Below are 25,302 nucleotides of genomic sequence, written 5' to 3'. Positions count from 1 at the left end.
AATTCAATTGCATTATACAACTATAGCCAATACTATTAACAAAAAATTATAAACGCCTTGAACTTCATTTATTTGAATTAAAATCATCGAAAAAAAGTCGTTTGCTACAAAGCATGATTTATTTGTATAATAAATACTATTTTTGCAATCCATTAATAACAAATATGAGCTTTTTAAAAGAAATTGAACGTCGAAGAACCTTTGGAATTATCTCGCATCCCGATGCTGGAAAAACCACTCTAACAGAAAAATTACTACTTTTTGGAGGTGCAATTCAAGAGGCGGGTGCCGTAAAAAACAACAAAATAAAAAAAGGAGCTACTTCCGATTTTATGGAAATTGAACGCCAAAGAGGAATTTCAGTATCCACCTCGGTATTGGCTTTCAATTATAAAGATAAAAAAATAAATATTCTAGATACGCCTGGTCACAAGGATTTTGCTGAAGATACCTTTAGAACATTAACCGCAGTCGATAGTGTAATTGTAGTCATTGACGTGGCAAAAGGAGTCGAAGAACAAACTGAGAAGTTGGTAGCAGTGTGTAGAATGCGAAACATCCCAATTATTGTTTTTATCAATAAATTAGACCGAGAAGGTAATGATGCTTTCGATTTAATGGACGAGGTTGAACAAAAATTAGGTTTAACAGTTACGCCTTTGAGCTTCCCTATTGGTATGGGCTACGATTTTCAAGGAATTTACAATCTCTGGGAACAAAACATCAACCTATTTAGTGGAGATAGCAGAAAGAACATTGAAGAAACGATTGCTTTTTCAGATGTTAAAAGTCCTGAATTAGATAAAATCATAGGGTCAAAACCTGCCGAAAAATTAAGAGATGAATTGGAATTAATTGATGAAGTGTATCCAAAATTTGACCGCCAAGCCTATTTAGAAGGTAAAATGCAACCTGTATTTTTTGGCTCTGCCCTAAACAACTTTGGAGTTAGAGAATTGTTGGATTGTTTTGTAACTATTGCTCCTTCACCAAGGCCTAAAGAATCTGAAACGCGTTTAGTGAATCCAGAGGAAGAGAAAATGTCTGGTTTTGTATTCAAAATACATGCAAACATGGATCCAAAACACAGAGACCGATTGGCTTTTATAAAAATTGTATCGGGAACTTTTGAACGCAATAAACCTTATTATCATGTGCGCCAAAAAAAGCAATTAAAATTCTCTAGTCCTAATGCCTTTTTTGCAGAAAAAAAAGAAATTGTAGACATATCCTATCCAGGAGACATTGTCGGATTGCACGATACTGGAAACTTCAAAATTGGAGATACGCTTACCGAGGGGGAAATAATGAGTTTTAAAGGAATTCCAAGTTTTTCACCTGAACATTTTCGTTATATTAACAATGCCGACCCTATGAAGGCAAAGCAACTTGACAAAGGTGTGGACCAGTTAATGGACGAGGGTGTCGCCCAATTATTTACTTTGGAAATGAACAATAGAAAAATTATTGGAACCGTTGGAGCACTTCAATATGAGGTAATACAGTACCGATTGGAACATGAATACGGGGCCAAGTGCACGTATGAAAACTTCCCTGTTCATAAAGCCTGTTGGGTAAAACCAAACGACCCCAAGAGTGAAGAGTTTAAAGAATTTAGAAGAATCAAGCAAAAATTCCTCGCTTACGACAAGTACAAGCAACTGGTATTTCTTGCTGACTCTGATTTTACCATTCAAATGACTCAAAGTAAATTTCCAAACGTAAAATTATTTTTCACTTCAGAATTTGATTAAACCCTGCATTTAGAATTAAAAAAATGATATATTTATGTTTCATTAATTAGTTTTTGAAGATTTGATTTGTAACTTTGTGCAAAATTAAAAACAGTATGAAAAATAACATATTTAAACTTTACATACTTGCTTTCTTCCTATTGGCTGATTTCATATCATTTGCTCAACCTGGTCAAGACCAACCGGGAGGTGGACTTGAAGGTGATGACCCACCTCCAGCACCAATAAACGGGAAATTAATACTATTAGCTATAGCAGCAATTCTATTTGCCTTTTACACTATAAAAAATAGACACAAAGAAGCAGTATAATAGATACCAAAATAAAAAAAACCAGTTTCAAATGAAACTGGTTTTTTTTATTAATAAAGCTGAGATTTAATCCTCATCAGCTAAAACACTTTTCTCTTTTGGAAGTTCTTTGTCTATTTTTTTAGGTGTAAGGGTCAACTTTGTATTTTTTACAAGTATCTTTTTAGTAGCGTCTCCTTTAGTGGTTTTTACTTTAACTAAGTAAGTACCAATTGACAAATCTCTGACTTGTACTTGCATTTTTTGTTGATTTTCATTTTGTACATCCCAAGTATTAATTACCTGACCTACTAAATTGTATAAGCTTACAGTTAATACTCTTGAATCCAAATCATCATTCTGAATAGTTATCATATTGTCATTATTGGTGAAAACAATTCCTATGTTAGAATTAGAAGCAAAGTTGTCAACCGCCAAACTCTGGTTTTTAAACACTAATGTAAAACGACTATTAAAACTACCTGCATCAGAACTAAAAGTGTAAGACCCTACTTTTAGATTATGTAGAGTATTGGTCAAATTATCTTTCAAGAAAATATCTTGATTCCCACTAAACAAACCTATTACATGATCAATAGCTATGGTGTAGTCCCCAGCAGTTTTTGCCCTGAAACCTAAAGGCACTTCGTCAGAATCATCAAATGGCAAGGCTCGACCTTGAATTACATAATTAGTATCCTCCAAAATGGAACTTAAGGCTATTGGTCCTCCTCCAAAAGATTTTCCGTCAAATAAATCGACTCCTTGTGTAGCTCCACTTATATAACCCACAGCCATTTGAGAAAAAGCCCCTGAAGCACTTTTCGCATTCAACCAAATGGTATTTCTCTCTTCAGTATTCCCAGCCATTCTGAAAAACTGATTGGAAGTATTTGCCTCTCGCTGTGAATTTTTAAATACTAATGGTGCTGCTGATTTTGCCTCAACAAAAAAGCCTTGACCAGTCTGAATAATACCATTTGGATCAACAACCTGTGATTCATAATTCGAAATAAAAGTTCCGCCAGACCATGCACAATAAGAGTTATTATTGGTGTTGCCATTAGTTTCCCTCCAAAAATACAAGGTTCCCGTAATTACGTTGCTATTATCTGCCACGAATCGAGACATATTAATTGGCGATGGATAAGGATTCCCAACCAAGTTATAAATAAGACTTTGTGAGGGTTTTGAAACTACATCATAGTGTAGATTATAGGTGTACTCACCGTTATTAGGCACTCCGGTAAACTTACCAGTCCAAACTGTTGGTGTGGTAGGATGCGTATTGGGAACTCTAATCAACAATCCTTTCCCAGGGGTAAAGACAGTTGTTGAAGGCACTATTGGCGTATAAAAATTTGTTGTGGAATCATACCCATAAAATCGATTTGTGAGTGTATTGGGAGAAAAAGCCAAAACATTCTGATTAGCCACTGGAGAAGACCATAACGTATAATCCTGACGCATCAATTGAGAGCTATTTCGCTTAACAATAATCGCTCCCGAATTGGTGTTTGTTGTTCCTCCTTGAATTAAATTAGCATTATTCTCTAATGTAAAACTACATCCATTTTCAACAGTCAAAGCGTTATTCAGAGTAATGGTATAACCCGATGGGATAATCACAATCGCATTATTGTTTACCGTTAATGAGCAAGCACTGATATTAGTTGCCTCACTGTAATTGCCCGAAATAGTGGCTATACTTAAACTTGTTGGTACACCATTACTCCATGAAGTTCCGTTCCAAATAGTATTACTACCAACAGTTATTGTTACTGTTCCTGCTGTTCCTGTATTACTCTGCCCTCTAGTTACAATACATTTAAAATAAGTGGTTCTTGTAAGTGCACCAATTGTTGCTCCAGTTAAGATTGCTGAATTGGCTCCAACGATATTCGTAAATGTGTTATTATCTATGGAAGACTGCCATTGAATAGAACCTACGCTCCCCACAACGCTAATATCACTAGGTTGTGTTCCATAACAAATAGATTGATTGGTCGATACTGTTCCCACTTGAAAGTCAGACTGAACCGTTACTGTAACAGTTCCTGATGTAACAGTTGTACAAACTCCACTGGAAACTAAAGCTCTGAAATAAGTAGTTGCCGATAATGGACCAATACTTGTACCTAATAATGTTGCCGAGGTCGCTCCATTGATATTTGTGAAATTCACATTATTAGTTGATGACTGCCATTGAATTGCTCCTACACTTCCTGTCAAAACGATAGAAGAAGGTGTTGAACCCGATGTAATAGTTTGGTTTGAAGAAACAGTACCTGCAACAGAAATTGGACTAACCGTTGTTACAATTGTATTAGAAGTAGCAGGAGAGCTTAGAACACAAACTGCGGTTGAAGTCATAACAACTGCTATTTGAGCATTATTACCCAAACCAGTAGTGGTATAAGTAGCACTATTGGTTCCTACATTGGTTCCATTCCATTTCCATTGATAACTCGGTGTTCCTCCGTTTGTTGGTGTAGCTGTAAAAGTGACACTAGTTCCTGAGCAAATAGTATTATCTGCATCATTAGAAACAATACTTACACTAGCAGTTACGTTTGGATTCACCACAATGGTTCCTGTAGCATTTAGGCTACCACAGCCTCCAGTTAATGGAATTGTATAATTAAAAGTTCCAGATACTGTTGGAGTCCCATTAATGGTTATTCTATCAGCTGACCATGATGCTGATACTCCTGTAGGCAGACCTATTGGAGTTCCTATTCCGGTTGCCCCTGTTGTTGAATGGGTAATTGCTGTTAATAGAGCATTAATACACAATGTTGGAGTTGTTGATGCTGCTCCTACTGTGTTTGTGGCCGCAATAGTAACGGTAGTCGCTGATGATGTAGCGGTGGAGCAAACTCCATTTTGAACAACTGCTCGAAATTGTGTTGTTTGATTCAAAGCTCCTGAAGTATAAGTAGTAGAAGTATTGGCAATTGTGGTCCATGAGCTAAACGGACTTACTGAACTTTCCCAACGCAATACTGTTCCTGTAGAACCAGACAATGTCAGCAGAGCACTAGTAGAGCCCGAACAAATTGTAGAACCTCCTGTTACTGAACCCGTCGTGGAAGTTGTTGTTGCAGAAACTGTTAACACTCCATAGTTGCTATACTTCGAACAACCTCCAGATGTTACCGTTACCCTATATTTATAATTATTCATGGCTACACTTACATTGGTCACTGTAAGATTTACTGCAGTTACTCCAGAATAGGTTGTATTGTTGGTTAAATTGTTCCATCCCGCTCCATCATTCTTATTAACCTGCCATTGATAAGAAGGTGAACTTGCAGTAGTAGTAACTGAAAATACAGAATTTGTTCCTGAACAAGCAGAGACATTATTAGCACTACATGAAAAAGAACAAGAAGTGCCATAAATAACAGAGTTAACTAAATCTATTAAGGTTTGAGTCTCAGGACTGGTTACTTGAACTCCTGGGACAACATTTGCATCTATAGAACTAGGTGTAATGGTAACTGTTGCATTAGGGTTAACCGCATAAATCTGACCCGTTCCATTACCACCAGTGGTATCAAAAACTCCAATAATATTTCCACCTACAACAACATTACCTTGTTTCTGTAAAGTTGAAGTAGCAGGGCTTAATAAATTTCCTGCAATTACGACATTACTTTTCCAAAAATCAGTTGATCCGTTGTTGATATAATCACCATATACAACTAATGTTGCTAATGATGAGCCTCCAGGCATAATAAAACTTCCTCCTGAGTTTACAGTAAAATTAGTGTATACCGTAAGCTGTATTGCGTTATTGATAGTTAAAGTTCCTGAAACACTTATACTCTTTGCAAAAGAATCAGACGAAATAGTAACCGTCTTGCCAGAAGGTATGATGATATCATTCGTTGAAGTTGGGATTCCACTTGGACTCCAATTTGCAGAAGTATTCCAATTGCCTGAGTTTGAACCAACATAAGTTTTAGTTTGTCCGAATACGATATTTAAGGAAAAGATAAATAATATAACACATCCCGTATTAAAGCTTAGCAGTACTTTTTTCATGTCGATTGGGGTTAATTCTTCTTGATGTAAACAGTTCTCTTTTTAGTCTTTATCTTACAATAAAGGTGATTTTAAAACAAAACTATCAAACTTTTTTAAAAAATCAGATTAAATACCATTTTTATCGATTAAATACATATTATTTTATTTTTTATTTCTTTTTTCTTACAAATTAAGCACAAAACATAAAAAAAGCCTCTCATAAAATGAAAGGCCTCTCGTCTTAACCTAAACTAATATTAAAATAATTATGCTATAGTACTGTTGTAGTTAGTAGCTTTTTTCAAAAAAGCTTTGATTAACAAACGGTTTGGAGCAATACCAGATTGAATCATTTGTTTTTTGCTGTTAGTTGAAAACTCACCTGATTGGTTGTTAGAAGGAGTTTGTTTCGTTCCCATAAACCAAGAAACAAAATTCATTGTAGTGTTTGTTGTAGTAGTTGTTTGAGCAGTAGCAACAACTTCATCTGAAGAAGCAACTGTAAAAGTAGTAGTTGAAGTTGCAACAGTTGGTTGAACATTTTGCCCTACCATTCCAACACTTGATAATAAAAACAAAACCAATACAACAAATCCAATTCTTGAGAAAGAATTTTGAGTTGTTTTATTTTGAGTATTTGTTTTCATCTTTAGTATGTGTTAGTGATTGTGTTTCTAATACATGTCAAAGATAGGGTAGCAGTATAGCCGTAACAATTATTTTCGTTGAAGTACTACAAAACTCGTTGAAGCTACAAAAAAGACAAATTTGAAGCATTTGGGCTAAAAAAGATGCAGTTTAACGACCGTATTTAGGCACTTCCTCGATAAAATACATACTGTTCTTTAGCCGTTTTGCATAAAAAAAGCCCTTTCACTTCTGAAAGGGCTTTTTTGGGGAAGATTTGGGGAAGATTTGGGGAGAGATTTGGGGAAGTTTTTAGTTAATGATTTTTTTAATTACACTTCCATGTGCTTCAGAAGTGATTTTAACCAAGAGTACTTCTTTTGTAGTACCCGTATATATTTTTATTTGTGAATCATTAATAGCATGTTTAGATAGTAAGATTCGACCCGTTACATCAAATATTTGAACATTAGACATCTTAATTGTGCCAGTGTTAATCACTAATTCTTCATTCTGCTTGTAAACTACAATTGTATTTTCTGAAAAAGTAGTTTGATGGGTAGCTAATGAATTTTGATAAACAACTTCAAAACGTTCATTAAAAGTACCTGCTTCTGAAGCAAATACATAAGGTGCTAATTTCAAGTCTTGAATCGTGTTAGTCAGTTTATCTTTCAAATATACAGCTTGTCCGTTAGTAAACAGTCCATCAAAATTGCTCAATGTAATGGTATAAGTATCTGCTGCTTTAGCTTTAAAACCAAGACGAACAACATCACTCTGATCAAATGGTAATGCTCTACCTTGTATTGCAAATTCTTCATTATCAATTAGCGAGGTCAAAGCAGTTTGAGTATCTTTTAGAAAACGTCCGTCAATGGTTGCATCAATAGCTGCGGTTGCATTTGGCATATAGGCAACCATGGTTTGATAGAAAGCACCTGAAGCACTTGATAGATTCAACCAAATTCGATTCCTATTCTCAGCTACTCTCAAGAAAGGCGCGTTGGAATTAGCGACACGCATTGCATTGGTAAAAGATAGATTGGTAGATGTTGATTTTACAATAAAACCTTGTCCAACTGCAATGACACCACTAGGAGTCAAACCTAAAGTATCTCCTCCTGAATTAGAAACACCTCCTGCAGTAGTATACGTTGCATAGGATGAGTTATTAGAATTATTGGTCTTTCTCCAAAAATATAACGCTTCTGTTATACCATTTGCCGCAATAAATGCATCTGCATCAATCGTAGAAGGATAGGGATTACCTATTGCATTATAGGTAGCATTGGCAACCGTAAGATTAACTGTACCGTTACTAGGCACACCTGTAAACTTTCCTCCCCAAATTGTTGGAGTGGTAGGATGTGTATTAGGTACACGTATCAAATAGCCCGTGCCCAATGCAAAATTAGTTGTAGATGGAAATGATACGTTTATATATTTGTCTGTTGCTGCATCATAAGTATAAAAACGATTGGTCAAAGTTGCAGGTGAAAATGCCAACAATTGTTGTGCAGCTACTGGTGAAGACCACAACACATAATCTTGACGAATCAATGGTGAAGTGTTTCTTTTTACAATAATATTCCCAGAATTTACAACATCATTTGATTGAATTAAATTAGCATTGTTTTCAAGAGTAAAACTACTACCATCTTCTACAATCAATACATTATTCAAAATAACATTAAAACCTGATTGAATAGTAACAATAGCATTATTCTTTACAGTCAATGTACACGCATTGATTGTTGCGGCTTCACTGTAATTACCTGAAATAACAGCCGAACTAGTCGATGTCGGAACACCATTGCTCCATGAACTTCCATTCCAAGTTGTTGTTCCTCCAAGACTAACGGTTGTTGGTGCTGAATTTACTATTGCACATGAGCCACTTTGAATCACAGCTCTAAATTGAGTAGTTTGAGTCAACACTCCTGATGTATAAGTAGTACTAGTATTGGCTATTGGTGTCCAAGTGCTAAACGGACTTACTGAACTCTCCCAACGAATTACCGAACCTGTATGACCTGACAAAGTCAATAAACCACTTGAAGTACCAGAACAAATACTTGATCCACCACTTACGGTTCCTCCTACTGTCCCTGTTCCTACAGTTATAGTAGCATTAGCCGTTGAAGCAGTACATGGTGAATTGCTTACTGTCCATCTCACTACATAACTTCCTGCTCCTCCTGCTGGTGTGAATACCGCAGTTGGGCTGGTTAAACTACTGAACTGACTTGATATGGTACTTGGACCACTCACCACACTCCAAGATCCTGTGCCTACTGTTGGCACATTTCCTGATAAAGTAGCTGTTCCTGTTGAGCATATCGTTTGTGTGGAACTATTGGTCGCTGTTGTTGGAGCGCCTGTTACGGTAATCGTAGCATTGGCTGTTGATGCTGTACAAGGTGAATTGCTAATTGTCCATCGCACTACATAACTTCCTGCGCCTCCTGCTGGTGTGAATACCGCAGTTGGGCTTGTCAAACTACTGAATTGACTTGATAAGGTACTTGGACCACTCACCACACTCCAAGAACCCGTACCTACTGTTGGCACATTTCCTGATAAGGTAGCTGTTCCTGTTGAGCATATCGTTTGTGTAGAAGTATTGGTCGCTGTTGTTGGAGCTCCTGTTACGGTAATTGTCGCATTAGCCGTTGATGCTGTACAAGGTGAATTGCTAATCGTCCATCGCACTACATAACTTCCTGAGCCTCCTGCTGGTGTGAATACCGCAGTTGGGCTTGTCAAACTACTGAATTGACTTGATAAGGTACTTGGACCACTCACCACACTCCAAGAACCCGTACCTACTGTAGGTGCATTTCCTGATAAAGTAGCTGTTGAAGTAGAACATATCGTTTGTGTAGAAGTATTGGTTGCTGTTGTTGGAGCGCCTGTTACGGTAATTGTCGCATTAGCCGTTGATGCTGTACAAGGTGAATTGCTAATTGTCCATCGCACTACATAACTTCCTGCGCCTCCTGCTGGTGTGAATACCGCAGTTGGGCTTGTCAAACTACTGAATTGACTTGATAAGGTACTTGGACCACTCACCACACTCCAAGAACCCGTACCTACTGTTGGCACATTTCCTGATAAGGTAGCTGTTCCTGTTGAGCATATCGTTTGTGTAGAAGTATTGGTCGCTGTTGTTGGAGCTCCTGTTACGGTAATTGTCGCATTAGCCGTTGATGCTGTACAAGGTGAATTGCTAATCGTCCATCGCACTACATAACTTCCTGAGCCTCCTGCTGGTGTGAATACCGCAGTTGGGCTGGTTAAACTACTGAATTGACTTGCTAGCGTACTTGGGCCACTCACTACACTCCATGAACCTGTTCCTACTGTTGGCGCATTTCCTGATAAGGTTGCTGTTCCTGTGGAACATATCGTTTGTGTAGAAGTATTGGTTGCTGTTGTTGGAGCTCCTGTTACGGTAATTGTCGCATTAGCCGTTGATGCTGTACAAGGTGAATTGCTAATCGTCCATCGCACTACATAACTTCCTGCGCCTCCTGCTGGTGTGAATACCGCAGTTGGGCTGGTTAAACTACTGAATTGACTTGCTAGCGTACTTGGGCCACTCACTACACTCCATGAACCTGTTCCTACTGTTGGCGCATTTCCTGATAAGGTTGCTGTTCCTGTGGAACATATCGTTTGTGTAGAAGTATTGGTCGCTGTTGTTGGAGCAGTTGATACTGCTATCGGAGTTGATGATACACTAACCGTTTTACAAGAGGGAGCGGTTGCTGTTGCTGTAATTAGGTCACCCGAGTCTAATGCCAATAAACCTGTTTTATTCCATGTTCCAGAGGTTACTGTCGTTGTACCAAGAGAAACTCCTGATTTAAACAATTCTATAATTGTTCCATTGGCTTCCGAACTAGTTCCACTTATTGAGGTAGAACCAGAACAAATAGGCGAAGTTACTACGGGAACTGCAGTTGGAATTAGATTGGTATATGTGATGATAATTTGACCTATTGCTCCATCTCCTCCCTTATTATTTTTTTTATCATTACCGCCACCTCCACCTCCACCGGGTGTAGTTCCGTTGGAACCATCAGTAGAAGTAGATCCTGCTCCTCCTGCTCCTCCTCCAGGACTTGCACCTGCTCCTCCATTACGACCACCCGCTGTGGTACCTCCAAGACCTGCATTTCCTGAAGCTGTAGTTACATTTCCTATAGAAGATGAAGCCAATCCTGCATTTGAAGGGGTTGTAATACTATTATTCACACCCGGTCCTCCACCTACAGCTAATGTTCCATTTGCATTTGATGTTGGTGCAGAATTAGTAGAAGCAATAGCATTAAACCATGAACTGCCTCCAGCTGTTGGCGCTGTAGTACTGTTAGCAGGTCCTCCTGAACCTTTTGTTCCTGCCATGTAATAATATGAATTTCCGGGAACTACTGTATGGCTTCCTTTAGCATAGGCACCTCCACCTCCACCGCTACCACCATTGGTATTGGTATTATTACTACTTCCTCCTCCTCCTCCTGCACCCCAGGTTTCTATTGTCACCGAGCTTACACAGGCAGGTGCTGTCCATGTACTATTACCAGATGTAATCACTACTTGAACAGCTGTAGTTTGTGAACCAGTAACAGGAGGAGAACTCAAAGCTCCCTCTGAGACAGCATAAACTTTAAAATAGTAGGTAGTGTTCATTGTAAGCCCAGTTATATCTGCATTGGTAGCATTTGCCGCTACCTGTTGATTAAAAACATAAGTAACAGCATCTGTTGATGTATAAATCACATAACCTTGCTCGTTAGAGGCATTGTCTGTCCAATTTAAGCTCATTGAAGTTGAACCAACATTGAAAAATGATAAATTACTGGGTGCATTACTAAGTTGTGGTGTAAAAACATAAGATTCTCCAGCTACTATAGAAGTTGTTTGATTGGTATTAGGATCACTACCATAAGTAGGAGAATCAGAGGCACTAGAAACACTTACCATATTCGTTGATGATGTGCTAAAGCCTATGGAATAACCTCCAGTATTTGTAGCAATAGTTCCTCCGTAAATAAATTGTATTACCCCTGTTGACTCCGAAAGTATCGCTTGAAAAATCATAGGGGCTGCCGCAGTAACCGTAGCATTATTCACATAAACATTAGTTTTCCATTCTACAACTAACTTTCTGTTAGGAGCAGAACCTAAAAGCCCATACTTTACGTATCCGTCAGAACCTGTTGTTAAATCATCCCAATAAGGTGCTATTTTTGGATTTTCTGTTCCTCCTGATAAATTATTAATGTAATTAATACTTGTAAGTACCGAGCCTAATTTTAAATGCCCATTACTATTTACCCCAAACTGAGTATAGCGTGCCCCATTAAACCAAAAATCAAAACCAATATTGGTTAGTGCTGAATTGGCATCGTCATTACCTGATGAAATAAGTGTTCCTGAACTAGTGTAAGAAGTTAAACTTACACCGCTCGATGAAGCTAATGGATAAGTGGTAGAACTTATGGTCTGACTCATCGCCTTCCCGCTGAGTAAGAGAAAAAGAATCAAAATATAAAATAGGAGTATAAAATCCTTCTCTAAATACTTACTTCTTAAATAGTCTAAAAACTGTTTCATGGGTATTCTTTTTTATTTATAAAATCTCTTTTATAACTTTTTAACAGTCCAAACGTAGAAATATATTTTGAAATAAAAAAATAAAATATCGATTAAATGCGTTATTTTAACGATTAAATGCATTATTTAAGAATTTTTGTAAGTTTTTACTTTATTATAAGATATTATATTGTTATTCTATATTAACAAATGAGAAAATTTCTAGAGGATAAATACAAACCAAACGATTCGTCGATAATTCACTTTTCATCAAAAAATCTAAAAACAATAAAAAAAGCCCTTTCAGCAGTGAAAGGGCTTTTTTAGGTATAAAAATGGGATATTTTAATTGACTACTTTTTTAGTTACTGTTCCGTAAGAATCGGAAGTGATTTTAACTAAGAGTACTTCTTGAGTAGTTCCTGTAAAGAGTCTGAGTTGAGTAGCATCAATGCGGTCTTTGCTAATGAGAAGTCTTCCTCTGATGTCATATACTTTGACATTTGACATTGGTATTTTACCCGTATTGATGACTAATTCTTGATTCTGCTTGTACACCACCACATTGTTTTCATTGAAGGTGTTTTGATTTACCGCTAATGGATTTTCATAAACCACTTCAAAACGTTCCTTGAAATTACCCGATTCAGAACCAAAGTCATATGGCCCCGATTTCAAGTCGTGAATCGTATTGGTCAACTTGTCTTTCAAGAATACATCTTGGGTTGCAAATACACCGCTCAATTGTTCAATAGCAATACTGTATTGATCTGCATTCTCAATTTTGTATTGTAATGGAACCACATCGGTAGATGAAAACTCTGGACGTCCTTGAATTACATAAGCAGCGCCTTCAATACTACTGCATAAATAATTTGTGCTGTTGATATTGAATCCGTCGATTCCATCATCTACCCCAAGGGTGTACTCTGGTGAATAGCCCAAAACCATTTGACTAAACACTCCATTGGTACTGGTCAAATTCAGTTTAAAAGTATTGGGTTCGTCTACTAACTTGGTACTGGTTCTAAAGAACTGATTGCCATTATTGGTTCCTCGTCTCATAGCATTGGTAAAAACTAAATTCGAAGCGCTTTTGGCTTGAACAAAAAAGCCTTGTCCTACATTGATAACCCAATTGGCAGCAGGTGTGGTAGAAGTATTAAAATAGGTACTTCCGGTATCGCCTCCTGCAGCACTGTTAGCGGCATAGGCCAACTTGGTTAACGTAGCATAGCTGGTCGCCAATGGATTGTTTCTTTTTCTCCAGAAATAAAGCGTGCCTTGAATGTTAGCAATATTAGCATCAATGAAATTATGTACATTGATTTGTGAAGGATACGGATTTCCTACAGCATTAAATCCATTTAAGGATTTACTCATACCATAAGTGATATCGCCACTGTTGGGTTTGCCAGTGAAAATCCCTGTAAAAATAGATGGTGTTGTTGAAGAAAATGTTTTAGGCACTCGAATTAAATAACCTCGTCCAATTGTAAAATTATTTCCTGAGGATATAGTGTTGTATTGGTCTGTAGGCTCATCATAAATGTAAAAACGATTTCCCAAAGTATTAGGAGAAAAATCGTATAAATTTTGATTGGCAACTGAAGATGACCACAAGGTATAATCTAAAAGATACAAGGACGAACTGTTGCGTTTCACTCGGATACTTCCCGTATTAGGATTTGTTGTTCCTCCTGTTTGTACCAAATTAGTATCGTTTTCTAAAGTAAAGCTACTACCCGTCTCAACAGTCAGAGCACCACTCAAAGTTACCTTGTAAGTAGACGGAATGGTAACAACAGCATTATTTTTTACCTCTAAACTACATGCGTTTATGTCTGCTGCTACATTATAAGTTCCTCCATCAATAATTGCTGTGGAAGTACTTAAAGGCGCACTTGGCGTCCATGAACCTGAGGCATAGGTAGAAGTACCTCCTATAGTTACGGTTTTGGTATCACTAGCAGTAGAATAACACGCTTTAGAACTTGTAACAGATTGTAATGTATAGGTGGTAGAAGCAGTTGGCGAAACTGGAATATTAGCACCATTAGTATAGTTATTAACAGTAACATTTGTTGCCAATACACTGTCATAATAAACTACAGTAAATGGACCAACAGTATAAGGACTATCTCCTCCTCCTATTGCTACTTGCAAATTAGTACTTGTATTAGCACAAATAGTTGCAGCTGAAGAAGTAAGCGTTGAAGTCATAACTGGTGGATTATAAACCGTAAAATCACCAAAAGCACTTAAACCAGTTTTTGAAATAATTCTACTCGTATCGTCTACATCATCCATACAATACCAATCTGGTGATAAGTAACGTCCTCCAAAATAATTCGATGGAGTTCCATTCTCATCAGCGGCAAGATAGGTAAACGATGCTGAACAGTTAGGACTACTTATTGTAGTGGTAACAGGCCAGTAACGAGTAATGTAATCAGCGATTCCAACATTGATGTTAGGATGTTTAGCATTTTGTACACGTACACCTGCGTAACCTGAGGGAGTTCCCGAGAAAGTCAAAGTAGCTGGACTGTACTCAGCAGTGCCAACATTATCCCCAATAGGATAGGTAAATGATCCTGCTGCCGTAAACGTTTTTCTCAACTCTCCTGTTCCACTTGCTATAATCATCTTAGTCGCATCTGGTGAACTAACCGCTATAGAAGCAGAGGCTCCAATAGTCATATTCGCTGAACCTAGATTAATAGTTCCTGCCGTTAAAGTTGCGATGTTCGAAATAGTAACATCACTACCTAGAGTAAATCCAGCTGTTGGATAAGTTGGAGATGATATAGTTCTATTGAGTGTTAGGTTTTTTAAATTATTGGTTACTCCCGGAGTGGTAGTGTCAAAATTTAAAGTTCCTATTTCTCCAATACCCAAAATGGATAATTCAGAATCGTTGTTTCCTCCTTTAAACTTACCATCACCTGTAACAGTAGAGTAAACTCCTGAAGTACCTACGGTCAGTTTAAAACCATTTAGATCAATAATATCTGTTGCGGCATAAAAAACAACAGCACTTCCTCCTTGTGGTCCTCCTATTAAAAGTTCTTTATTCAAAAGAACAGGATTGGTACTGCCACTTTTAGCAACCACTACATAATCGATATTAAGTACCCCAGCAGCAGACCCACGAACATCTTGTATCCCTGAACCTGTAAAGAAAACAGCTCTTTGGTTACTTGTAAAAACAGCATCATCTTGGAAATCAGCGGTAACCTCTAAATCACCTCCATAATTTCCATAAAAAGGTGGAGTCGCATTTAAATCTCCTGATAATACAGTAATTGATTTTTTACCCTCTGTTGAAGTATCTCCATTATAGAAATTAGTACATTTCAATCGGGCGTTAGTATCACCTTTTAATTCTATTCTTCCTTTGTTAAAAATATCTCCACCAACTTCAACACCCACACCAGTCGTTCCAGAAACTGCTGCTGGACTTGCAGTATACAAATCAGTAATACGCAATTTACTACAGTTAGTACAGCCTATTGTAGCAGAACTTGCCGCACCCAAAATAGTTAAATCACCTGCTATTTTTCTGTAGGTATCACTTCCGTTAGCTACCTCAAGTGTAGTCTGATTCTGTATAATAACATCGTTTGGATAACCTGCTCCACTAGTAGCATTCCACTCTAAATCCCTGTTACGAGTTCCTCCACTATTGTATATCAATGTTGAAGTAGTACTGTATATCGGTGGATTTGTATTTACAAAACAACTGGTATTACTATTTATAGATAAAATACCATTTACTGTTGTGATAGCACTTCCGCCTGAGAAACCAAAATCAAGATTTCCGTTTGCATTCAAATTGACTGTTACTGTAGGACCCAAATTCAAAGTCCCTGTACCACTATTGTTCTCAATAAACTTATATTGATTGATTTCAATAGTTCCGTTAGGTGATGAAGGAGTAGAAATAATACTTCTGGCTCCATTCACATAAATAGAACCTCCAGAATTATTTAGAGTCAACGACCTTCCATTCAAATCTAATCCTCCAACATTTTTCAATTGCAATACACGTCCAGTAGCAGTGTTTATGGTAATATTTGTTGTGCTTTCAATCACAACATTACCACTTGTAGCTTTATCAATTATTAGATAATCAAAGAGCACCGTTCCTCCTCCTGTTTTAGTTACGGTTTGGTCACCTGTTGCAGCAGTAAAGAATACGGCTTTGCTATTGTTAGTTTGAGTTCCACTAGCACCAACAATCCAATTGCCTCTGGTATACACATCGCCTGCCAAACTCATAGTTCCGTTAATTGTTACATTACCCAATACCGTCAAAGTACTAGAAGTCGTGTTCAATGTATTTCCAGAATCAACGGTCAAATTACCTGAACATTGAGCGCTAGTAGTCAACATATTCAAAGTAGTATTGGTACTATTGGTTGATATTTGAACATTCACTGGATAACCTGCTCCGCTAGTAGCAGTAGTCCATTCTAAACTTCTATTATAAGAGGCGCCAACAAAATACTGTAATAAACTACCACTTCCATACGTTGGCGAATTAGTAGTTACTGCACCTCCTGTAGCAATTCTCAATCTGTTATTTACCGTAACTGCATTACTAAAAGCAACTAAGCCACTCAAATTAACATTATAAAAAGCGATGGTTCCTGTTATAGTTCCACTTCCTAAGAAATTAACTGTTCCGTCACCAGCAGTAAATGTTCCTGAACTATTTGTTGTAATAGAACCTCCCGAGGTTATAGATAACGAATAACCATTAGACATGGATAGAGTTGCTCCATTATTAATATTTACGCTATTTGCCACTGCATTAGCGGTTTGATAGATACTTGGGCTAAATGTTGTACCAGATGGTATAACAACATTAGAAGCTGATGTTGGTACACCACCACACCAGTTAGCTGGAGTATTCCAATCCGTACTAGTACCTCCAATCCAAGTATTGGTAGATGAATTAGTTACTATAATATCGTCTTGAGTAGGACTACATGGCGAATTTGTAATGGTCCATCTCAAAGTAGCAGAGGTTCCAAGAGGTACACCAGTGATAGTACTTGTAGCAGAATTTGCACTTGTGATAGAAGCCGTTCCTGAAACAACTGTCCATGTCCCTGTTCCAGGACTAGCTGCATTGGCAGCCATAGTAAAGGTTCCATTGTTACACTGACTGATATCCGGTCCTGCTGCTGCATTTGGTGCGGTAGCTGACACATTTGCTGAACCGTTAACATAGGTAGTTCCATTCCAAGCACCCAGCGATCCGTCTGATTTATATCCTCCATACTGCCAAGCACATCCATTTAATCGATATCTAAAAGTAAAATAATACGTTCCCGTACTTGGTGGGGTAAAATTGTATTGATACTCATCATTGGATGGTTTATCACTTCCAAAAGTAGCAGCAGCCCAAGTTGACCATCCACTTGGATTAGTATCTGATGTATTATAACCAAATTGAGCTTCAATTCCTGTTCCGCTTCCAGAGGTCGTATTAGTTAACCCTGCTTTATAAACCTGACCATAAACAGTAAAAGAACTTCCGCTGCACACCTGTTGTGCCCCTGGTGCAGCAGGCCAATATTGTAAATTAAAGCCATCCAAGGAACCAGAGGTTACCGTTATTGTAGCATTTGCAGTAGAACTACAACTTCCATTAGTTATGGTCCATCGCACCACATACGAACCACTTCCTCCTGCTGGTGTAAAAATAGCTCCTGGAGTCGCGGTATTACTAAACTGCCCCGATGAAGTACTTGGTCCACTCACCACACTCCAAGCTCCTGTTCCCACCGAAGGTGTATTTCCAGACAAAGTAGCTGTGCCTGTAGAGCAAATCGTTTGCGTTGATCCATTGGTTGCTGTTGTTGGCTGAGCACTAACCGTTGTTGCTGTCGAAGAGGTAGCACTTGCTGCAGTACAGCCACTAGTAGTATAATTTATCGTAACGGTTTTGCTCCCTGTGGTCAACCATTTCAAGGTTACCGTATTACTTCCTGTTCCTATGCCACCTGAGGTGATGGAATAATCCGTATTCAACACTCCTGGAACCGTCCAAATATAATTGGATTGTCCTGATTGTGTCGTATAAGTAACATCCGTATTAGCACAAGCGGTTGCTCCTGGTTGAGCAGTGAAAGTTGGTGTAGGTAAAGCTGTTACTGTTGTTGCTGTCGATGATGTAGCGCTACCTGCGGTACAACCACCACTAGTATAATTAATCGTAACGGTTTTGCTTCCTGTGGTCAACCATTTCAAGGTTACCGTATTACTTCCTGTTCCAGTACCTCCTGAGGTGATGGAATAATCCGTATTCAATACGCCCGGAACAGTCCAAATATAATTAGATTGCCCCGATTGTGTTGTATAAGTAACATCCGTATTTGCACAAGCTGATGCTCCTGGTTGAGACGTAAACGTTGGTGTTGGAGCGGCCGACACTGTTGTTGCCGTAGAAGATGTAGCACTTGCAGCTGTACAGCCACTGGTAGTATAATTAATAGTAACTGTTTTGCTTCCTGTGGTTAACCATTTTAAGGTTACTGTATTGCTTCCTGTTCCTATACCACCTGAAGTGATGGAATAATCCGTATTCAAAACTCCTGGAACAGTCCAAATATAATTAGATTGTCCTGATTGTGTCGTGTAAGTAACATCATTAGTAGCACAAGCTGTTGCTCCCGGTTGTGCAGTAAATGTAGGAGTGGGTAGCGGATTCACCGTAATTGCACCCGAAACATTGCTGGTAACAGCCGTAGAACTACATCCACCAGTAACAACACAATAATAATAACGCGTATTGGCTGTAGAATTCTGCGGAGTATATGTATTTGTTTGTGCACCGTTTCCACTACCTAGATTAGTCCCTCCTGTATTCGATGCAGTAGTGTTGCTAAACCATTGGTAAGAAAGACCTGATCCACTTGCTGCAACAGTAAGATTAGTTGGAGTAGCTCCAATACAAAACGATTGCGTTCCAGCCGAAGGCTGAGTTGTAATCACTGGGTTATTAATAGAAAGGCTATTGAAAAATAAATCATAAGAACTTCCTGAACCAGCCCCTACATTAAAAAAGCGTATCTGAGCAGGTAGCTGTCCGCCTCCTTGAGTCGAAAAAGTTCTACCAGTATAAGTTACCGTACTTGCTCCTTTACCTGTAATAGTAACTGAGTAAGTATTAGCTGCAGTATAACTAACGGTAATATCTAAACCACCAGTTGTATATCCTACTGATGTAGCAGTTGTTCCTGCATTATCGCTTAGAGTATAATTAGTATCTCCACCTGTAAAGTACAACTCCATCAAATTTTGACCTGATGCATTTTGCAATCCAAACCCGATGGTTTTTCCTGAAGTAACATTCCCATTATCCATAGAAAAAGCAATCTTATTGCCAATACCCATCGAAACGGTTCGTGTGGCACTAGCTGTATTGCCTGTACCATTAGAATACATACCCCATGAACGAGTATTTGCATTGTTAACATCTGAACTTCCTACAAAGAATCCTGCTCCTCCAGCGGCACTTAAAGTCCATGCTCCAAATCCTGTAGTAGAATCATTTTGTGCATTGCTCCAACCAGAATTATAGGTAGCATTTCCTGCGTTACTCTGATTGGCTTCTGAAATGCTCACTGTTGCAGTTGATGAATTGGCAGAAGCACATGATCCATTTGTTACTACAGCTCTATAAGAAGTAGCCACATTCAAACTTGGTGTGGTATACGTACTAGAAGTAGCTCCTGATATCGATGTCCAACTACTACCTCCATTCTCAGAGCGCTGCCATTGTATTGTACCTGAATTTCCAGTTAATGTTATAGTAGTACTGTCACCCAAACATACTGAAGAAGAAGTTGCTGTTGCCGTTCCTCCTACTGAAGTATTTACTGTAATAGTAGCATCAGCTGTTGATGGGGAACATGGGGAATTACTAATAGTCCAACGAACTACATAACTACCTGCTCCTCCTGCTGGTGTGAATACTGTATTGAATACCGTTGTATTTGCAAATTGTGCACTTGAAGTACTTGGACCTGAAACTACTGTCCACGCCCCTGTGCCAACACTTGGACTGTTTCCAGATAAGGTAGCAGTGCCTGTTGTACATATCGTTTGTGTAGAAGTATTAGTTGCTGTTGTTGGAGGTGCATTTACGGTTATGGTAGCATCAGCTGTTGATGGGGAACATGGGGAATTGCTAATAGTCCAACGAACTACATAACTTCCTGCTCCTCCTGCTGGTGTGAATACCGTATTGAATACCGTTGTATTTGCAAATTGTGCACTTGAAGTACTTGGACCTGAAACTACCGTCCACGCCCCTGTGCCAACACTTGGACTGTTTCCAGATAAGGTAGCAGTACCTGTTGTACATATCGTTTGTGTAGAAGTATTAGTTGCTGTTGTTGGAGGTGCATTTACGGTTATGGTAGCGTCAGCTGTTGATGGGGAACATGGGGAATTGCTAATAGTCCAACGAACTACATAACTTCCTGCTCCTCCTGCTGGTGTGAATACTGTATTGAATACCGTTGTATTTGCAAATTGTGCACTTGAAGTACTTGGACCTGAAACTACTGTCCACGCCCCTGTGCCAACACTTGGACTGTTTCCAGATAAGGTAGCAGTGCCTGTTGTACATATAGTTTGTGTAGAAGTATTAGTTGCTGTTGTTGGTGTAGCACTAATAGTCAAATTCGCTCCATTATCAGTTCCGTCAACTGCTGGTGAATTACTCACTACTCTAATTCTATATCCAGAACCTGTTGAAGTTCCTGAAGGTATTGTAACCGAAATACTTTGACTACCGCTAGCATCTGAAACTACGGTTTGTAAATCCGTTGGCGAAGCAAAAGACCCTGAAGCATCTGAAAGTTGTGTCTTAAACACACAACTTCCTCCACTTGGAAAATTTGCTGCTACAGAATACGTAAAAGGAACCGAAACGCTTGTAGCTCCTGCACAAAAAGGAGATCCAGAAACAGTACCAGTTGTAATCGTAGAAGACGAACCTCTAGGCACTATCTCACCCGAAGCAAGTTGAGTAGCACCAGCAGCAAATCCTGTAAATTGTATTTTATTCAATTGAGCGGCAGTTAGTGTAGCACCTGACCCAATAAAAATTCTACGTGCTCCAACACCAGTGCCTGCTGTAGCTCCTGCTGTTCCCACCCAGTTCCCTATAGTAATTGTGGTAGCGCTCCATGTCTGAGCACTACTATCTTTAAAGTAATAAGAATAAGCACTTCCATTGGCAGCACCTAAATTAACTGTAGTATTGACATCAAAATCCAAAAGACCAGCTGAATTAGCAGTAGCTGTTGATGTACCTAGGTTAAACTGTCCTAAATTTAAAGTTGGTGAACCACCAGTAAAACGGATGTCTCCCGCAGAAGCTGTAATAGGCAATGCGTTAGTAGCCCCTAAAGTTAAAGTACCAGCATTGACAATAGTTGTTCCTGTGTAGGTATTAGCACCGCTTAGAGTTGCAACTCCAGAACTAGCGCTATTCACAGTCACTCCAGACGTTCCAGACAAAATACCACTTAGAGTAAGTGCCGTAGTATTACTACAATTCAACGTCAATGTTCCTGCCAAACTAGCGTTACTTGAAAAAATCAAAGCAGCTGATGTAGAAGCATTTGTTATAGAACCACCTCCTGCAGCAGTACTATATACGTTAGCTAAAGTAGCTCCAGCTCCAGTATAAGTATAGTTTCCTGAAGTACTAGCTGCACCCAATACAATCGCATTTGAAGTACTCCCTAAGCTACCCCCACCAGAACTCACAGTTCCATTTTCAATAGTCAAAGTTTTACCAACACCTCCAAAAGTATTAGTACCAGACATAAACAAAGTTCCAGAACCTACCTTATTCAAATTGAAAGCCCCGGATACAACACAAGGCAAAGTCAAATTACCACTACCACCAATACTCGAATCAGAGGCTAAAGCCACTGAACCACTCGTACTCCAAGAGGAAGCAGTACCTGAATTATTCACCAAAGCACCTCCACTTGAAATTCCTGTACCGTTTAAAGTCAATGCCTCTGTAGCAGTAGCTGATAATGAAAATCCATTCATATCTAAAACACCTCCTGAATTCACTGTGGTTCCAGCCGTAGGTGTTCCTAATGGTCCTGAAGCACTAGTATTTGAAGATGCCCCTAATCGTAATGTGGTACCGCTATTTACTGTTGTGGTTCCTGTATACGTGTTAGCTGCACTCAAAACTACTGTTCCCGTGTTGGCTATTACACCACCTGTATTAATCATGGCTCCACTAATGGTTGTTGTTCCTGACCCTCCTGTAATCGTTAGATTACCATCCAAATAAATCTCTTTGTCAAAAGTAGCCGAACCTGAACCATTCAAACCTATTGTACGAGTTGCACTGCTGGTATTGGGTGCTACATAAATTGAATTCCCTACTGTAAATCCATTGTTAGCTAATAGGGACACATTGTTTGCTTGAGGAACATCACCTACATTCAACCCTAAATCCACACCTCTATTGGCAGTGGTAGTATTGGTACTAATAGCCGTGTTGTTGTCAGCAATTACAGTTCCATCACCTATTTGCAGCTGACCATTATATGTTGCAGTTCCTGAAAGTGTCAAAGTACCTGAGCCAGATTTACCAATCTTAGTAGTATTAGTAGCACCTCCAGAAAGCACCCCACTCATGGTGAAAGTCTTACCTGAGGCAACATCAATAACTGCTGCAGAAGAAGTGTTATTGATAACTATACCCTGAGTTCGAGTAGTAGTATCTGTAACAGCTAAGGTGTTGGTAACTGAACCATTACCCATGGTAAGCGAGCCTGAACCCAAAGCTGAGTTGGCAGGAATACTCAAAGTCCCAGCATATAGTGTTGTTACACCCGAATAGGAACTGTTATTACCGTTAAAAAACACTCTAGTATTGGTTTGATCAGTGCCTGAATCATCTTTACCAATATCGATAGGTCGTGAACCAGAAATAGTTCCATTGAAAGTGATTGCCGGTAAAGCAGCATTGGTTCCAGCTATTCGTAACGCTATAATATTGGAACCAGTAATCCCAACATTAAAACCGCTTCCAAATGTCAAAGTCCCTGTACTTCTGTTGGTTATAAACGAATAACGACTCCCTGAATCATTAAAATCTATGGGCAAATTTAAAATTTGATTGGCAGTAGCATCACTAAGAATCCAACTAAACGCCCCACCATTATCATACAACTCTACCCTGTTTCCCGTAAGCGTGTAAGCCTTAGAACCGCTGAAATAAAACCTCCAACTACTGTAGGGATTACTCACGTTATTATTACTGGTAGCATTACCATTTCCTTTCCACTCTAACTGTCCATAGGTAATCCCTGAAGGATTCCAGTTACTGGATGTATTCCAATCTGTACCTGTGCTAGTCCATTCTCTATAACTCTGAGCATAGGAATTAGAAACCGCCATAACCAAAAGGAAAAAGAACAACTTCCAACCAGCAGCAAAAGAAAAATCATTTTTCTTTGGTGCGAGTGTCGCAAATGAATCTAAAGTACAATTCTTTGCTATTATTTTTGTACTATTTTTTAAAGTAAAATTTTCCATATGCGGTACAATTTATGTTGTAAAACGGTATTTATATTTTTAATGTATGTTGTATTATCAATAGGGCTTAAATAGAAAAATACCTCATGAGAATGACCCACAAGGACACTATTTCCAGATCGCTCTTTTTTCTTCACAAAGCCCTTTTAATGATTTTTATGAACCTAAAGCGCTTTTTTGTTATTAATTCTTTATCAAAATCAAGCAAAAACCACTAAATCGTTATAGTCGTTAGCTGAAATTAATAATCGCTAACTATCTAAACTTCACAATTATACGAATAAATCACCACAAATAAACCGCTTTAATATACTACAACGTTTTCTTGTTGATAAATTAATGATTTAAAGACGTATAATTGCGATATAAATAATTATCAAAGTTAGCGCTTTTTTTAAAAAATGTTGGGAATTCTATTAAAAATTATACCTCTTTTTAATCGCTAGTGGAAACTATCACTTCAAATAAGATAAGACATAATTTGACCCAAAAAATCAGAGTCAATTGTAGTTATCCCTATTCAAGAAATAAATGTATTATATACCCTATAAAACCTCTTTTACTATGATAAGTAAATACATAAAAACGACGGCTTACAGCATACAAATCCTCATAATTTACTGATTGTGACGCAGATACCTTCCCATTGTTAATAAATTATTTACTGTAGTATAAAAATTTTGAGTAACTTTAGCTTTCACCAAAACAACTAAAACGATGACAGTAAACCAAATTCTAAACCAAAAAGAGAAGCACATCTTCTCTGTGCCTTCAACACTGACCGTGTATGAAGCTATCAAAGTAATGGGCGAAAAAAATATCGGTGCCCTACTTATCATTGAAAATGAAACCCTAAAAGGGATTTTATCTGAAAGAGACTATGCTCGAAAAGTAGTACTAAAAGGACGTTCCTCATTAGACACCTTTGTCCATGAAATTATGGAAGACGAGTTAATCACAGTCAAACCATCAGACAACATCGATTACTGTATGGAGCTCATGAGTAGCAAAAGAATAAGACACTTACCTGTGGTCGAAAACAACACCGTTTTGGGTATCATTTCTATTGGAGACGTTGTAAAAGGCATCATCGAAATGCAAAAAGAAACCATCGATTATTTACACACTTACATTTCGCAGTAGCATCAAATTTGCTTTCTGCCAACCTAACTAATTAAAATAAACTAAAAAAAGGAGGAATAGCAATACTGCTATTCCTCCTTTTTTTGCTTCAATCTGACAGAAAGAGTGCTCAGGATAAAGTTAGAGGTACGAGGTTAGAAGTGGGATGTGAGCATTGGCACACAGATAAAACGAATGCAACAGATAAAACGGATTTTTTAACGGTAAGATAGTTAAGGTTAATGAAGAATTATAAACTTAATTTCCTTACTGCC

At 38.3% G+C, this 25,302-nt stretch carries 7 protein-coding genes; 3 read left to right on the top strand and 4 right to left on the bottom strand.

What is annotated here, in order from left to right; all coding sequences use genetic code 11:
• Positions 1–164 precede the first annotated feature (164 nt).
• Both AC23L6_RS03085 and AC23L6_RS03080 read left to right on the top strand, forming a co-directional pair.
• Positions 165–1,754: a peptide chain release factor 3 gene (locus tag AC23L6_RS03085; RefSeq protein ID WP_487560833.1), complete on the top strand. Its 1,590-nt coding sequence runs from the start codon at positions 165–167 to the stop codon at positions 1,752–1,754.
• Positions 1,755–1,849: 95 nt separating this feature from the next.
• Positions 1,850–2,065 (top strand): hypothetical protein, encoded by a 216-nt coding sequence (locus AC23L6_RS03080; protein ID WP_487560832.1) that lies wholly within the window; start codon positions 1,850–1,852, stop codon positions 2,063–2,065.
• 66 nt (positions 2,066–2,131) lie between these two features.
• Here AC23L6_RS03080 and AC23L6_RS03075 read toward each other — a convergent pair whose 3' ends face one another.
• The 4 genes from AC23L6_RS03075 to AC23L6_RS03060 all read right to left on the bottom strand — a co-directional run bounded on the left by AC23L6_RS03075 (position 2,132) and on the right by AC23L6_RS03060 (position 23,905).
• Positions 2,132–6,094, bottom strand: coding sequence for a T9SS type A sorting domain-containing protein (locus tag AC23L6_RS03075; protein ID WP_487560831.1), 3,963 nt, complete (start codon positions 6,092–6,094; stop codon positions 2,132–2,134).
• 248 nt (positions 6,095–6,342) lie between these two features.
• Positions 6,343–6,723, bottom strand: coding sequence for a hypothetical protein (locus tag AC23L6_RS03070; protein ID WP_487560830.1), 381 nt, complete (start codon positions 6,721–6,723; stop codon positions 6,343–6,345).
• Positions 6,724–7,015: 292 nt separating this feature from the next.
• On the bottom strand, positions 7,016–12,328 hold the full coding sequence (locus tag AC23L6_RS03065; protein WP_487560829.1) for a glycine-rich domain-containing protein: 5,313 nt from the start codon (positions 12,326–12,328) through the stop codon (positions 7,016–7,018).
• Between the two features lie 324 nt (positions 12,329–12,652).
• Positions 12,653–23,905: a T9SS sorting signal type C domain-containing protein gene (locus tag AC23L6_RS03060; RefSeq protein WP_487560828.1), complete on the bottom strand. Its 11,253-nt coding sequence runs from the start codon at positions 23,903–23,905 to the stop codon at positions 12,653–12,655.
• Between the two features lie 717 nt (positions 23,906–24,622).
• Here AC23L6_RS03060 and AC23L6_RS03055 point away from each other — a divergent pair.
• Entirely contained in the window at positions 24,623–25,048 is a 426-nt protein-coding gene (locus AC23L6_RS03055; protein ID WP_487560827.1) for a CBS domain-containing protein, read from the top strand.
• The last annotated feature ends 254 nt before the right edge of the window (positions 25,049–25,302 follow it).

The sequence above is a fragment of the Flavobacterium sp. R1_16 genome, assembly GCF_057652095.1.
The sequence above is the reverse complement of the archived record's forward strand: the minus strand, read 5'-3'. Positions and strand labels throughout refer to the sequence as shown.